We start from the raw sequence: 14348 nt of genomic DNA on the forward strand, positions 1-14348 counted from the left end.
GCTGAAGTCGTTCAAGGTGGCGCCGGAGGTGGTGACCGATGCCGCAGCGGCCCACCCGGCCGTGGTCGCCGACCTGGTCCCGGAACAACACAACAGTGCCACTGGGACAACAGGCGGTATGCGGTCATCGTGCGAAGTGGGCCTCGCTGAGCGTGAGGAGCTTCTGCTGGACGGCGGGGTCGTGGGAGACCGGTGGCGTGACCGCAGCCGAGCCTTGGTTGAAGTAGTGGGCGGTGACCCCGGCGAGTTGGGGATCGGTGGCGATGCGCAGCGCGGTTCCAGCCCCGTCGGCGGGAGTGCGCATGGTGCGGCGGATGATGGCGCCGAACGGGCGCAGTAGTGGCGGTACCAGGTCGTCGATGATGTCGGTGGCGACGATGCCGGGGTGTACGGCGTTGAGGGTGACACCGTCGGGGGTGAACGAGCGCGCGAGGGCATAGCCGGCGGTGACGGTCATGAGCTTTGCCCGCGCGTAGGCCTCGAACGGTACGAATCCGGCTTGCGGGTTGAGGTCGGCCAGGTCGTCCACGTGGGTCAGATCCAGGGTCGCCGGGCGGGGTTTTCGGGCGAGCTTGACCCGGCGGGTGTCGTTGACGGTGTCGCTGGCGACGTTCACGATGCGTGCCCGGCCGCGCCGCAGCGGTGTGTCCAGGCGGGTCATGAGGCCGTAAGCGGCAAGGTAGTCGAGGGCGATGTGCATCTCGATGCCGTCGGGCGAAACCCGGTGGTCGGGGAAGTGCGCACCGGCGTTGTTGACGAGGATGTGGATCTGTTCGTAGCGGTCCTCGATGACCTGCGCTGTCGTGATGAGGTCCTCGCGCCGGGTCAGGTCACCCGGGATGATGTCGAGCCGGCGCTCGTTGTCCCGGCCGATATGGGCGCGCAGGGCGTCTGCGCGGGCCGGGTTGCGGGCGACGGTGACTACGCGGGCGCCCGCGTTGATCAGTGTGGCGGCGATGACCTGCCCCATGCCGCCGGTTGCTCCGGTCACGACCGCGGTGTGGTGCCTGAGGTCGGGAATCGCGGCGTTCATCGAGTGATCCGAGGGTAGGACCGTGCGTGGTGCGGGGTTTCTGCCTCGTCGATCAGGAAGGCGGCGAGGTCGGCGCGGCTGAGGGAACTCCACACCCGGATTGGCAGGTCGGTTCCGATCCGGGCGCTCCCGGTGGCTGGATGATTCGACAGTTTCGGCGGCCGCACGATCGTCCATTCGAGACCGGAAGCGGTGATCAGCGGTTCCATCGTCTCCTTGTCGCGCATCCGGTCGGCCACGCCGGCCCATACCGCGAGAGAGTAGAGCGACCGGTCGTGGGTCTCCAGCACCCCGTGGGCGCTGACGGCGATCAAGCGCGTAACTCCGGTCGCCGTCATCGCCGTCAGTGTCGTACGGATGCCGTCGGTGCACACCGTCGTCGGCCCGCCGGCGGCGCCACCGAGAGTGCTGATCACTACGTCGGCGCCGGTCAAGGCATCGGTCAGCGCCGGCGTGTCGTTGACGTCCGGCCAGATCGCCTCAGTCAGCCGTTCCTGCTTGGCGAATGTCGCGTTCCGGCGGACGCAAGCCGTCACGATGTGTCCGCGCTCGAGTGCGGTAGCCACCACGTGCCGCCCGGTTGCCCCCGAGGCTCCGACGACGCCGATCTTCAGGGCCTGTGATACATCTTGTCTCATAGCCTGAGTATGGCCCGCGGTATGTTATGAGTCAAGATGTCTCGTAGAATGAGGTGGTGAACACCGAGTCGGATCCGCGCTTCCAGCGCAGCCAGCAGGCCATCCTCTCCGCCGCGCGTGAGCTGCTTCTGGAGAAGGGCCCGGTCGCGGTGACACACGCGCAGGTGGCGGAGCGGGCCGGGGTGGGCCGGGCGACCGTCTACCGGCATTGGCCGCGCGCCGATGAGCTGCTCGCGGAGGCGATGGCCACGGTGCCGATGCCGTTGCTCGCCAACCCGACCATCCCGACCCGGCAGTGGCTGACGCGTGAGCTGACCACGCTCGCCCGGCAGCTCGAGCTGGACGATGTACGCGCCGTGGCCACCACCCTGGCCAGCACCGCGCTCTGGGACCAGCAGATGGACGCCCGGCGTGCACAGTTCGCAACGATCCTGGCCGACCGCCTCGCCGGCGCTCTCGCCACTGCCCAGGTACGCGGCGAAGTCAGTCTCGCCATGCCCGGTCGCGACGCCGCTGCCCTGCTCGTCGGCCCGATCTACTACCGCTGCACGATCGAGCACGGTCCCGCCGACTCGACGCTTATCGAAACTTCGATCGCCGCGATCGGGACCTGGACCGCGCGCTGAGCTGACACCGAACACTGACGGAAGGCGCCGGTATCCCCACGATCGTCGGATGGTCGCGGATCTCCTCCGCGCGGACGCGCTTACCGTTGCAGCGCGGGCTCCTCGTCGTCGGCCAGCGGGTGCCGCCCCGTCGGCGGCGCCTCCGCCACCGGCCGGGACCGCCGGCTCGGCCACCAGATCCGGCGGCCGATCAGCAGGGTAAGGGCGGGCACCAGGACCGACCGCACGAGCAGGGCGTCGAGCAGCACGCCGAAGGCGACCAGGAACCCGACCTCGACCAGCATCACCAGCGGAAGTGAGCCGAGGACCGCGAACGTGGCGGCCAGGACCAGGCCTGCCGAGGTGATGACGCCACCGGTGGCGGAGAGGGCTTTGAGCATGCCGTCTCTGGTTCCAAGACGTACAGTCTCCTCCCGGGCTCGGCCGGCCAGGAAGATGTTGTAGTCGACGCCGAGCGCCACGAGGAACAGGAATGCCAGCAGCGGCACCGAATAATCGATGCCCTTGAACCCGAAGATCGTCTCGAAGACAAATACGCTGCCGCCGAAGGCCGCGGCGAACGAGACGATCACCGTCGCCATCAGGACCAGCGGGGCCGTGATCGCGCGCAGCAGCAGCCCGAGGACAATCAGGACCACGGCGAGCACCAGCGGGATCACCAGCTTCTCGTCGCGGCTGGTGGTGACCTCGGTGTCGAGGTTCTCCGCGCTCGGCCCGCCGACGATTGCCTCCGCCCCGTTGACCGCGTGCACGGCGGTGCGCACCCGCTTGATGGTGTCGTACTCGGCGAGGGTGTCCGGAGCGTCGGTCGGGTACACGGAGATGTCTGTCCAGCCTTGGACGGTCTGGCCCGGTTCGGCCTGCGCCACGCCGGGAGTGCGCTTGACGACGTCGAGAATCTGCTTCTGGTACGCCGGCCGCGTGTAGATGGTCATCGGCTGGCCGCCGAGTTCCGGGAAGTTCTGGCGCAGAACCGTGAAGCCGGTGACCGACTCCGGCGGGGACAGGAACTGGTCCTGCTCCCGCAGAGCGCCGGTGTTACCCGTCAGGCCGATGCAGAGCACGCCGAGGATGCCGAACGAGCCGAGCGTCGCCACCCACCGGCGGCGGCTGATGGCGGTGCCGAGCCGTCCCCACAGCCCCGGCTTCTCCTGCATGGCCGTGTTGAACCGCGGGATGGCCGGCCAGAAGATCCGGCGGCCGAGCACCACGAGCACCGCCGGGAACAGGGTCAGCATGGCCACCAGCGCGCACAGGATGCCGGCCGCGCCGATCGGGCCGAGCCCGCTGATGCTGTTCAGGTCCGCGGCGAGCAGGCAGAGCAGGCCCGCGACCACGGTGGCCGCGGACGCGATGATGGCCGGCGCGGCCCCACGCAGCGCGTGGATCATCGCGACTCGGACGTTCTGGTGGTGATGCAGTGTCTCCCGATATCGGGCGATGAGCAGCAGCGCGTAGTCGGTGCCGACGCCGAACACCAGGATCGTCAGCAGCGCCGAGTTCTGGTTGTCGACCACGATGCCGAAGCCCTTGACGAGCAGGTAGACGGTCGCCATCGAGGTCAGGGCGGCCACGCCCACGACTACCAGCGGGACGAACCACAACACCGGGCTGCGGTAGGTGAGGATGAGCAGGATCGCGACGACGATGACGGTGGTGAGGAAGACCTGCAGGTCGATGCCGTCGAAGACGGCGTCCAGGTCGCCGTCGATGGCGGCCGGGCCGGTCACCTCGAGTTCCAGGCCGGTGGGCCGGTCCTTCGCGGCGTCACGCAACGGGCCGACGAGCTCCTCCGGCGGACCGTAGGTCGTGCTCAGGTCGAGGGTGAACATCATCGCCTTGCCGTTGGTGGACGGCCTGATCGGGGGACCGTCGTCATCCTCTTCGCCGGACGTCGCCGTCTTCGGCGGGTACCGCTTGGCCAGGGTGTCGTAGTGGCGTTCGACCGTGGCGCGGTCGGCGTAGGTCAAGCCGCCGGCGCGGTGGTACACGAAGACGAACGTGTTGTCCTCCGCGCCGGGAATGCTCTCCTCCAGCATCGCCACCTTGGTGGACTCGGCACTGGCCGGCAGGGCGTCCACGGCTTTGTCGGTGGTAACCGAGCTCAACTTGCCGCTCAACGGCACCATGACCGCCGCCAGGGTCACCCACAAGCCGATTACCACCCACGGCACCCACCGGCCGGCCAGCCGACCAGGCGGCGCTTCCCTGGTCGGCGCTACGTTGACTGTCATCGATCCTCCTAAGCGGGCGTTACCTTGCTTGTCCGAGGCCGACTTCGTACCGAGTGAATCTGAGACGATCATTAATGTGCTGTTCAGGCCGGTTGTGCGAGCCAGGTGCCCGGCGCACACGCCGGCACCATGACGTCGAGGTCACACTCGGTGGGCGCGTCTTGGGCACCAGCCGTTGGGCGGGATGAGCGAGGCGTCGACGTCGCCCGGGTCCGTGCGGGCGGTGACGGTGTTGACGGTGCGGTCCACAGCCGGGCACTGACGTCCACGGCCAGGACCAGACGCCCGTGCGCTGCGGTAGCGGCAGCCCGGCGAGGACGCCACGAAGCCGTTCGACCCCGGGCACCTGGTTCGGACAACCGGCCTGAGCAGCACATTAATGATCGTCTCAGATTCGACAGGTACGAAGTCGGCGTCAGACAAGCGGGGTAATCGGCCGGCTGGAGGCTGGTGATGACCGCGGATGCAGCGCCGTCAGGGAAGCGCCGCCCGGGCTGTCAAGGTTCGGGGCGTCCACCAGGCGGATGCCGCACGGACACCACACCAGACAAACACCTGAAGAGAGACTGACATGAAGCCCATGGGACGCCGCAGCTTCCTGGCCGCCGCCACGGCACTCGGCATCGGCGCCGGCGTGTCCTCGCATGCCATCGCCTCGGCAGCGAGCGACAACAAGAAGACTCCGGAGAAGACTCCGGACCAGAACGCGGACAAGACCGCGGAAATTTACCAGCGAGACCGGGACCTGCCCTTCATCGGCACGGAGGAGACATTTTCGACTCCCACGTTGTTGAAGCTGAACTCCATCAATGAGGATCACATAGCTTTCCTCGAGGAAATTGGCCTTGCGGATCTAGGCCAACGCCGCATCGGCGACATGGACGCCGGGGGACTCGACGTTCAAATCCTCTCTGCCCATACACCGTCCGTACAAAATGTGCCGGGGCAAAAGGGCATCGACCTTGCCTATCGTCTTAACCGGAAACTTGTAGACGGGCCGATCGCCGAATATCCGGGCCGCTTCAAGGCTTTTGCCACCTTGCCCTTGCAGAGTCCGGAGGCGGCGGCGGACGAACTGGAGCGCTCGGTTCGGGAAGATGGCTTCTTGGGCGCACTGACCAACGGACACATCACGAAGAGGTATCTCGATCATCCCGATTTCGAGCCTGTGCTGGCACGTGCCGTTGCGCTCGACGTACCGATCTACCTGCATCCCGGCTATCCAGCTGACGAGATCTTCAAGATCCTTTACAGCACCACACGGTCCAACTACACGGGAGAGTTCCAAGACTACATTTTCAGTGGGTCTGGATATGGCTGGCACCAGGAGGTGCTGACCCAATGTATTCGGATGATCACGTACGGGGTTTTCGACAGATTCCCCAAACTGAAGATCATCATCGGCCACATGGGCGAAGGGCTTCCCTTCTACTACGAGCGGATCGTCAATGACATGGGCGAGCCGACCGAAAACTCGCTCAAGAAGCCCTTCGAGCAATACTTCCAGGACAACTTCTGGGTCACAACCAGCGCATTCCCCCAGACCGAACTGCTCGATCTCCTGCTGAAGTTCATAAGCGTGGATCGAGTGATGTTCGCAACCGACTACCCGTTCGCGGACATACGGGCGCAGACCGACTGGTTCCGCGGAGTCGATTTGCCACGCGAGGACAAGGAGAAAATCGCGTTCCGAAATGCAGAGAAACTGTTCAGAATGAAAGTGTCCGTGAAGTGATGCGCCGGCGTCGATAGCAGTAGCGACTCTCCTGAGATCCCCAGCGGGTCGACCCGCCTGGTTATCCGCGGCCGGCACGTCCTTGGCTGCGTGGCCGAGATCGTCGTGCATCCGTGAACACGGCACAGCGGCGGCGACTTTAATACTGACCTCAGGTTGATCGGGGAGGATGAGCGTCAAAGGCGTCGGTTGGTCGGTTGGAGGAGGGCTGGAGTGCGGATCATGATCGCGGATGACGAGGCGGCCATCCGTGAGTCGCTGGAGCGGGTGCTCCAGGTCGAGGGGTACGACACCAGTACGGTTGCCAACGGTCTCGCTGTGCTCGACGGGGTCGAGGGCATGGCGGGTGACACGTTGGATCTGTTGATCCTGGACGTGATGATGCCCCGTCTCGGCGGGTTGGAGACCTGTCGGCGGTTGCGGGCGGCGGGCCGGGATCTTCCGGTGCTGATGCTGACCGCCCGGGATCAGGTCTCCGACCGGGTCGCGGGACTGGACGCGGGCGCCGACGACTACCTGCCCAAGCCGTTCGCCACCGAGGAGTTGCTGGCCCGGGTGCGGGCCCTGCTGCGTCGGCGCGCGCCGGCCGGCGCGGAGTCGCCGGTCCTGTCGTTCGCCGACGTGCGGATCGATCCCGACCGTTTCGAGGCGTGGCGCGGCGGGCGGCTGCTGCGCCTGACCCGGACCGAGTTCTCCCTCCTGCAGGTGCTCGTGCGCAACGCGACCCGGGTGTTGACCCGCGACGCGCTGTTCGAGGCGATCTGGGGCTTCGACATGAGCACCACCGACAACAACCTTCAGGTGTACGTGAGCTACCTGCGCCGCAAGATGGAGGCGGAGGGTGAGCCGCGATTGATCTACACGCTGCGCGGACTGGGATACACGTTGCGGGAGACTCCTCCGTGAGCAGGTCCGGGGGCCGGGAGCGGCGCCGGTTGACCCGGTGGTGGCGCGGGCGCTCTCTGCGGACCAGGGTGACGGTGATCGCGGCGACCGCCATCGCGGTCAGCGTGTTCGTGTCCTTCCAGGTGGCCAGCGAGCTTATGGACCGCAAGCTGCTGGACGCCGCCGAGGATCAGCTGCACGCCGACTCCCGCGTCCTGGCAACCAACGCGGAGCGCGCCGGTCTGGCCCAGGTCCAGCTGCCGCCGTACCCGGGATCCGGTCGGCTGGTGCGGGTCATCCTGTCCGACGGGTCAACCAGGACGCCGGCCGGCCAACCAGCGCTGCCCCCGGTCAGCGAGCAAGCCGGGCGCGTCGCGGAGGGCGCGTCGATCGACCTGCTGGAGTCGACCGACTGGAACGAGGGCTACCGCGTCTACACGCTGCGGGTGGGCGACGGTGCGGTCCAGGTGGCCGACCTCGCCGACGACAGCCCGGTCAACCAGTTCGGGTTCGGCATGCTGCTGATCGGGCTGCTCTGCGTGGCCGGCGGCGCCCTTGTCGGGCGTTCCGTGGCGCGGGCCGCGCTGGCACCGATCGACCGGCTGACCGCCGCCGCGGTTCATGTCGCGGACACCCGGGACCTCGACGCCGACATCCCGGACGAGGGCGGTGGCGAGATCCGGCAGCTGATCCGGTCGATCAACGACATGCTCGCCGCGCTGCGGGATTCTCGGCAGGCTCAGCGGCTGCTCGCCGAGGACGCCGCCCACGAACTCAAGACCCCGCTCACCAGCCTGCGCCTCAACGTCGAGCTGCTGATCCGGCTCGATCGGCGGGGCACCCTGGACAGCTCACTGCCGGCGGAGAGCCGGACCCGGCTGCTCAACGATCTCGGCGCCCAGGTGGCCGAGTTGAGCACCCTTGCCGCCGAGCTGACCGAGGTGGCACGCGGTGACGTCAGCGACGAGAGCACCGAGCTGATCGACTTCGCCGACGTGGTGGTGGCCGCCGCGGCCCGGGCGCGTTCGCGCATGCCCGACATCGAGGTCGCGCTCGACGTGAGCTCCGTGTGGGTGAGCGGGCGTCCCGCCGCGCTGCAGCGGGCTGTGCTCAACCTCATCGACAACGCCGGCAAGTGGTCCCCCGCGAACCAACCGGTCCATGTCCGGCTCCGTGCCGTCGGCGCGTCGGCGATCCTGGAGGTCGACGACGCCGGACCAGGCATCGACGCCGCCGACGCGCCGCGGGTGTTCGACCGGTTCTACCGTGCCGACAGCGCCCGGGCGTTGCCGGGATCCGGTCTCGGGCTGTCTATCGTGCAGCGGGTCGTCGACGCCCACAGCGGCCGGGTCACGGCCGGCCGCTCCACCCGCGGTGGCGCGCTGCTCCAGGTCGGCCTTCCGGCCGCGTCCCCACCCACCGGGAGCCAGTGGTTCACCGCCGGGAACGGTACCGCGGTGCGCTGATGCGCCCCTGGGGTGCGGCGGGCGCGGGCGCCGACCGGCCGCGGAAGTTACCGGCAGGCGATCCTGGTCCTGCGCCGGCCACCGGTCCTGCACCACCACCGATCGGAAAGCCTCAGTCCTCGGCCGGGCCGAGCAGATAGGCCACCACATCCGCGGCGTGGTAGGTCGGCCGGTCGCCCGGCCGGCGCCGCAGCAGGTGCCGTACGCCGGTGAAGTCCGTGCCGGCGGTGATCACCGGCGGCTCGGTGTAGTCGTGGGCTCGCTGCTGAGCGAGCCCGGCCGCCGCCATCAGCCCGTTGCACAGGCATCTCCGCCCGACCGTGTTGGCCTCCCGTCCGCCGTGGTTGCGATACATGGTCACGGGTTCCGCGGGGCAGTGGTAGCCGACGGCGCCGTCGGCCTTGCGGTACGGGGTGCGCAGGACGCCGAGGTCGCACACGCGATCCCTGGCGGTGTAGACCTCCTCGTCGGCCAGGGTGCCGGGCAGCTGCACCACCTTGAACGGGAATCCGGTCGGCGAGGCGCGCCCGTCGGTGAGGACCGGCACCGCACCCCGGGCCGCCAGTTCGAGGACGCGACGCTTCCACTCGGGGGCCATCCCGGACTCCTCGCAGTACGCGAACGCGGTACCCACCTGGACGCCGGCGGCGCCGGCGGACACCGCCCTGGCCACGGCGGCCGGAGTGCTGTACGAACCGGCCATCCAGAACGGAATGCCCAGCTCGGCCATCTGTCCGGGATCGACCTCATCACGGTCGTCGTAGACCGGCTGACCGGCGTCGTCCAGCCGACGCGGGCCGCGAGGTGGCGCGTTGTGCCCACCGGCCTCGTGACCCTCCACGATGAAGCCGTCGGGCCGGGTGGCGGGGTTCGCGGCCAGTGCCGCGGCCAGGTCGACGGAGGCGACGATCGCATCGAACAGAGGGCGCCGGGGCGGTGCCTGGCCGGGCGTGACGTACGCGCGAGGGTCGAACCGGATCGCGTGTTCGCCGTCCGCGGACGTGCCGCCCCGGACCCGCACCGGCAGCTCGACCGGTTGATGGCGGGCCAGCCCGTCCAGCAGTGCGGGCAGGTCGGCCGGGTTGCCGGCGCCGACCAGAACATGATCGACGCCGGCGAGCATCGCGCCGTAGCAGGCGAACGGGATCGGGAGGTCGATCTTCCGCAGGTAGTTGATGCCGATCAGGCCGTCGTGACCTTCCTTGGCCAGGAACACCTCGACGAAGTTGGCGGCGATGGTGAGCTCTGCCAGCGCGCGGGACGGCTGAAGGCTGAACCGCAGCACCGGGCGGAACGGTGCCGTGGCGGCCTTGCCGCCGGCCACGTAGTACGTGCGCAGAATCCGTTCGGCGACACCCGGCACCGGGAAACGGCTCAACGCCCGGCGTACGTCGCCACCCAGGTCACCCTGCTGCAACCGGCGGGCGCAGACCACCTCCAGCGCGGTGCCGGACACCACGCCCAGGTGGCCGGCCTGCGACACGGCCCGGGCGAGTTGCCAGCCGGAGATCGCGACCCCCATGCCGCCCTGAATGATCCGTGGGCCGAGAGCTGACTTTGTCATCATCATGTCTCCCCATGGCCGTGCCGGGAGCCTGCCGGTGGTGTTACCCAGTCCCGCCGAGACTCTCGCCACGGCGCGGGCATCCGCCAGTGCCGTTCGGCCCGAACCCTCCAGATCGGCCGGATGGCGAAGTCGAGAGGTCCGAAGACTCTGCCGACAAGGGTCGTCCGAGCCTGAATTTGGATCGAAGCGTGTCTCTACGCTGCGTAGTCAGGACACCACGACACCAGGGCGGTTCGACATGAAGATCGCTGTTTTGATCAAGTATGTTCCCGAGGCGACCGCGGCCTGGCGCTTCGCCGAGGACCACACGCTCGACCGGGACAGCGTCGACGGCCGCCTCTCCGAACTGGACGAGTACGCCGTCGAGCAGGCGGTCCGGCTGGTCGAGGCGGGCTCCGCCACCGAGATCAGCTACCTGACGATGGGTCCGGCCCGGGCGGTCGACGCGGTGCGCAAGGCACTCGCCATGGGCGGCGACCGGGCGGTGCACGTGCTCGACGACGCGCTGCACGGCTCGGATGCCGTCGGCACCGCGTCGGTCCTGGCGGCCGCGCTCCGGCGGATGGAGTTCGACCTGGTCATCTTCGGCATGGCGTCCACCGACGCCGAGATGTCGGTGCTGCCGGTGATGGTGGCCGACCTGCTCCGGCTCCCGGCGGTGGCGAACGCGGTGACGCTGCGGGTGGACGGTTCCGCCCTGACCGCCGAGCGCGAAACCGACGACGCGATCGAGGAGGTCGTCGCGCCCCTGCCCGCCCTGGTGTCGGTCACCGATCGGTCCGGCGAGGCCCGGTACCCCTCGTTCAAGGGGATCGTCGCCGCCAAGAAGAAGCCGGTGACCACCTGGTCGCTGTCCGACCTGGAGATCGCACCCGAGCGGGTCGGCACCGCCGGCGCCGCCACCGAGGTACTCGCGGTCCGGCCCAGCCCACCCCGCGAGGCGGGCACGGTCATCGTCGACGAGGGCGACGCCGCCGTACGGCTGGCCGAGTTCCTGGCCGCCAACAAGCTCCTGTAGACCACGAGCCCGGAGAGGCCACGAAGATGAGCACAATCCTGGTCCTGGTCCGCCACGACGGCGGGACCGTCCAGAAGTCGAGCCTGGAACTTCTGACTCTGGCCCGCCGGCTCGGTGATCCCGCGGCGGTCGTCCACGGCGACGTGAGCGACGCCCTGGTCGACGCCCTCGGCCGGCACGGCGCGACAACCGTGTACGCGGTCACCCCGCTCACCCCACCGGCGTACCCGCCGGTGGCCGAGGCGCTGGCAGTGGCCGAACTCGCCGCCCGCACCGCCCCGGCCGCCGTCCTGATCACCTCCGGGCCGCTCGGCACCGAGGTCGCGGCCCGCGTCGCGGTCCGGCTGGACGCCGGCATCGTCACCGATGCGGTACAGGTGCGCGCCGAGGCCGGTGGCCCGGTGGTCACCCAGTCGGTGTTCGCCGGCACCTGGCTGGTGGAGGGCCGGGTGCGCCGCGGCACGCCGATCATCACCGTACGGCCGAACGCCGTCACTCCGGAGCCGGTGGCGACCCCCGTCCGGCCGGTTGTCGAGCGCGTCGATCTGGAGGATCCGGCCTCACCCGCGGTCCCCCGGGTGGTGGCGCGCCGTCCGAAGGCAACGACCGGGCGGCCGGAACTGACTGAGGCCACCGTCGTCGTCGCGGGCGGCCGCGGTGTCGGTTCCGCCGAAGGCTTCCGGCTGATCGAGCGGCTGGCCGACGTACTCGGTGGCGCGGTCGGGGCGTCCCGGGCCGCCACCGACCTGACCTGGTGCCCGCACGAGCTGCAGATCGGGCAGACCGGCAAGACGGTCGCCCCTCAGCTGTACGTGGCCGGCGGCATCTCCGGGGCGATCCAGCACCGGGCCGGCATGCAGGGATCCCGGACCATCGTGGCGATCAACAAGGACCCGAAGGCGCCGATCTTCCAGATCGCCGACTTCGGCGTGGTGGGCGACCTGCACGTCGTCCTGCCGGCGTTGATCGGTGAGATCGAAAATCGAAGAGGCTGAGGCATGGCGCTGCGCATGATCCTCGGACTGGTGATGACCGGGCTGGCGTTCACGGTCGCCGGCCGGCGGCTCGCCATGCTCGTCCGGCTCGGCCGGGTGGCCCAGCCGGTCGAGCCGGGCCGCACCCGCGGCGGGGCCGCCCGGCTGCGCGCCGAACTCACCGAGGTCCTCGGCCAGCGCAAGCTGCTGACCTGGACCGTTCCGGGGTTGGCGCACGTGCTGGCGTTCTGGGGTTTTCTGGTCCTCGGCCTGACCGTGATCGAGGGGTACGGTGCGCTGTTCCAGCGCGACTTCCACCTGCCGCTCATCGGGAACCAGCCCTGGCTCGGCTTCCTGGAGGACCTGTTCGTCGTCGCGACCCTGGCGTCGGTGCTCATCTTCGCGGCGATCCGGATCCGGCACTCGCCCGCCCGGGAAGGCCGCGGCTCACGCTTCTTCGGTTCGCACCTGGACGCCGCCTGGCTGGTGCTGTTCATGATCTTCAACGTGGTGTGGAGCCTGGTGCTCTACCGCGGTGCCCAGATCAACACCGGCAATTTCCCGTACCGCAGCGGCGCCTTCGTCTCCGAGGCCGTGGCCCGGCTGATCCGGCCGCTCGGCGCGACCGGTAACGACGTCGTGGAGACCGCCGGTCTACTCACCGCGCTCGGCATCCTCCTGCTGTTCCTGGTTCTCGTGGTGCACTCCAAGCACCTGCACATCTTCACCGCGGCCGGCAACGTGGCGTTCGGCCGCCGGCCGCGGGCGCTGGGCGCCCTGCTGCCGGTGTACTCCGCGGGCAAGCCGGTCGACTTCGAGGACCCCGGCGAACATGACCGGATCGGCCGCGCCTCGATCGAGGACTTCACCTGGAAAGGCCTGCTCGACTTCGCCACCTGCACGGAGTGCGGGCGGTGCCAGTCGCAGTGCCCGGCCTGGAACACCGGCAAGCCGCTGTCCCCCAAATCGCTGGTCATGGATTTGCGTGACCATGCTCTCGCCGCCGCGCCGTACCTGCTGGCCGGTGCCAAGTCCCGGGTGGACGCGCTGGCCGCGGCCGCCGCGCAGACCCCGCTGGTCGGCACCGACGGCGTCATCCACCCGGACGTGCTCTGGTCGTGCACCACCTGCGGCGCCTGCGTGGAGCAGTGCCCGGTCGACATCGAGCACGTCGACCACATCGTCGACATGCGTCGCTACCAGGTGCTGATGGAGTCCAGTTTCCCGCCCGAGGCCGGAGTGCTGCTGCGCAACCTCGAACATGCCGGTGATCCGTGGGGCCGGGGAGCCGGGGCCCGTACCGAATGGACCGCGGGGCTCGACTTCCCGGTGCGCACGCTGGACGGCGACCGGCTTCCCGACGACGTCGAATACCTGTTCTGGGTGGGCTGCGCCGGCGCCTTCGACGACCGCGCGCAACGCACCAGCCGCGCAGTGGCCCAACTGCTGCACACCGCCGGGGTGCGGTTCGCGGTGCTCGGCAGCGGCGAGACGTGTACCGGCGACCCGGCCCGGCGGATCGGCCACGAGGTGCTGTTCCAGCAGCTCGCCGCCCAGAACGTGGAGACCCTCGACAGCGCGGGCGTCCGCCGGATCGTGGCGACCTGCGCGCACTGTTTCAACACCCTGGCCAACGAGTACCCGCAACTGGGCGGGAACTACGAGGTGCTGCATCACACGCAACTGCTGGCCCGACTCGTCGCCGACGGCCGCCTCACCCCGGTGACGCCGGTCGACGCCACCGTCACCTACCACGATCCGTGCTACCTCGGCCGGCACAACCGGATCTTCACCCCTCCTCGCGAGATTCTCGGCAACCTGCCCGGCGTCCGCCTGGCGGAACCGGAGCGCACCCGGGAGAAGTCCTTCTGCTGCGGCGCCGGCGGGGCCCGGATGTGGCTGGACGAGACGCTCGGCACCCGGATCAACGAGAAGCGGACCGACGAACTGCTCGAGACCGGGCCGGACATGGTCGCGGCGGCCTGCCCCTATTGCGTCGACATGCTCGCCGACGGGGTGGCGCTGCGCCGGCAGCAGGGCCGGGCCGGCACCCACGTCACGGTGACCGACGTGGCCGAGATCCTGTTGCGCGCCGTACACGATCCCGCCGCCCCGCCGACCGGCGCGGACCGGCCGGCACCCATCACCGCGGACGACCCCGGAAGGACCTAG

General features: G+C 69.2%; 11 protein-coding genes. 7 read left to right on the top strand and 4 right to left on the bottom strand.

Annotated features, from left to right (window positions below; genetic code table 11):
* Window positions 1-124: 124 nt before the first annotated feature.
* Window positions 125-1033 carry an SDR family NAD(P)-dependent oxidoreductase gene (locus Adu01nite_RS45065; RefSeq protein WP_203735555.1) on the bottom strand — a complete coding sequence of 303 codons (909 nt, stop codon included), beginning with the start codon at window positions 1031-1033 and terminating at the stop codon, window positions 125-127.
* The gene (locus Adu01nite_RS45070; protein WP_203735556.1) at window positions 1030-1671 is read right to left on the bottom strand and encodes an NAD(P)-dependent oxidoreductase; all 642 of its coding nucleotides are present in this window, start codon (window positions 1669-1671) and stop codon (window positions 1030-1032) included. The genes Adu01nite_RS45065 and Adu01nite_RS45070 overlap by 4 nt, the downstream gene beginning before the upstream one ends.
* Window positions 1672-1727: 56 nt before the next feature.
* Between Adu01nite_RS45070 and Adu01nite_RS45075 the strand changes: the two genes are divergently transcribed.
* Window positions 1728-2297 (top strand): TetR/AcrR family transcriptional regulator, encoded by a 570-nt coding sequence (locus tag Adu01nite_RS45075; protein WP_203735557.1) that lies wholly within the window; start codon window positions 1728-1730, stop codon window positions 2295-2297.
* A gap of 80 nt (window positions 2298-2377) precedes the next feature.
* Here the strand turns inward: Adu01nite_RS45075 and Adu01nite_RS45080 are convergent, their stop codons facing one another.
* Window positions 2378-4531, bottom strand: coding sequence for an MMPL family transporter (locus Adu01nite_RS45080; RefSeq protein ID WP_203735558.1), 2154 nt, complete (start codon window positions 4529-4531; stop codon window positions 2378-2380).
* A gap of 571 nt (window positions 4532-5102) precedes the next feature.
* Here Adu01nite_RS45080 and Adu01nite_RS45085 point away from each other — a divergent pair.
* From Adu01nite_RS45085 to Adu01nite_RS45095, 3 genes are all read left to right on the top strand, one after another.
* Window positions 5103-6266 (top strand): amidohydrolase family protein, encoded by a 1164-nt coding sequence (locus Adu01nite_RS45085; RefSeq protein ID WP_203735559.1) that lies wholly within the window; start codon window positions 5103-5105, stop codon window positions 6264-6266.
* A gap of 222 nt (window positions 6267-6488) precedes the next feature.
* On the top strand, window positions 6489-7172 hold the full coding sequence (locus tag Adu01nite_RS45090) for a response regulator transcription factor (RefSeq protein WP_203735591.1): 684 nt from the start codon (window positions 6489-6491) through the stop codon (window positions 7170-7172).
* Window positions 7169-8617: a HAMP domain-containing sensor histidine kinase gene (locus Adu01nite_RS45095; protein WP_203735560.1), complete on the top strand. Its 1449-nt coding sequence runs from the start codon at window positions 7169-7171 to the stop codon at window positions 8615-8617. Before Adu01nite_RS45090 ends, Adu01nite_RS45095 begins: the two co-directional genes overlap by 4 nt.
* A 112-nt stretch (window positions 8618-8729) precedes the next feature.
* Here Adu01nite_RS45095 and Adu01nite_RS45100 read toward each other — a convergent pair whose 3' ends face one another.
* Complete coding sequence (locus Adu01nite_RS45100) at window positions 8730-10181, bottom strand: nitronate monooxygenase (RefSeq protein WP_203735561.1); 1452 nt, start codon at window positions 10179-10181, stop codon at window positions 8730-8732.
* A 241-nt stretch (window positions 10182-10422) separates the two neighbouring features.
* Here Adu01nite_RS45100 and Adu01nite_RS45105 point away from each other — a divergent pair, with 241 nt between their 5' ends.
* The 3 genes from Adu01nite_RS45105 to Adu01nite_RS45115 are packed head-to-tail and all read left to right on the top strand — an operon-like array spanning window position 10423 to window position 14348.
* Complete coding sequence (locus Adu01nite_RS45105; RefSeq protein WP_203735562.1) at window positions 10423-11202, top strand: electron transfer flavoprotein subunit beta/FixA family protein; 780 nt, start codon at window positions 10423-10425, stop codon at window positions 11200-11202.
* Window positions 11203-11228: 26 nt separating this feature from the next.
* On the top strand, window positions 11229-12197 hold the full coding sequence (locus tag Adu01nite_RS45110; RefSeq protein ID WP_203735563.1) for an electron transfer flavoprotein subunit alpha/FixB family protein: 969 nt from the start codon (window positions 11229-11231) through the stop codon (window positions 12195-12197).
* A 3-nt stretch (window positions 12198-12200) separates the two neighbouring features.
* Window positions 12201-14348, top strand: a complete 2148-nt coding sequence (locus tag Adu01nite_RS45115; protein WP_203735564.1) for a (Fe-S)-binding protein — start codon at window positions 12201-12203, stop codon at window positions 14346-14348.

Origin of the sequence: Paractinoplanes durhamensis (assembly GCF_016862175.1) — a bacterium.
In the GTDB taxonomy this organism is placed as follows: Bacteria; Actinomycetota; Actinomycetes; order Mycobacteriales; family Micromonosporaceae; genus Actinoplanes; species Actinoplanes durhamensis.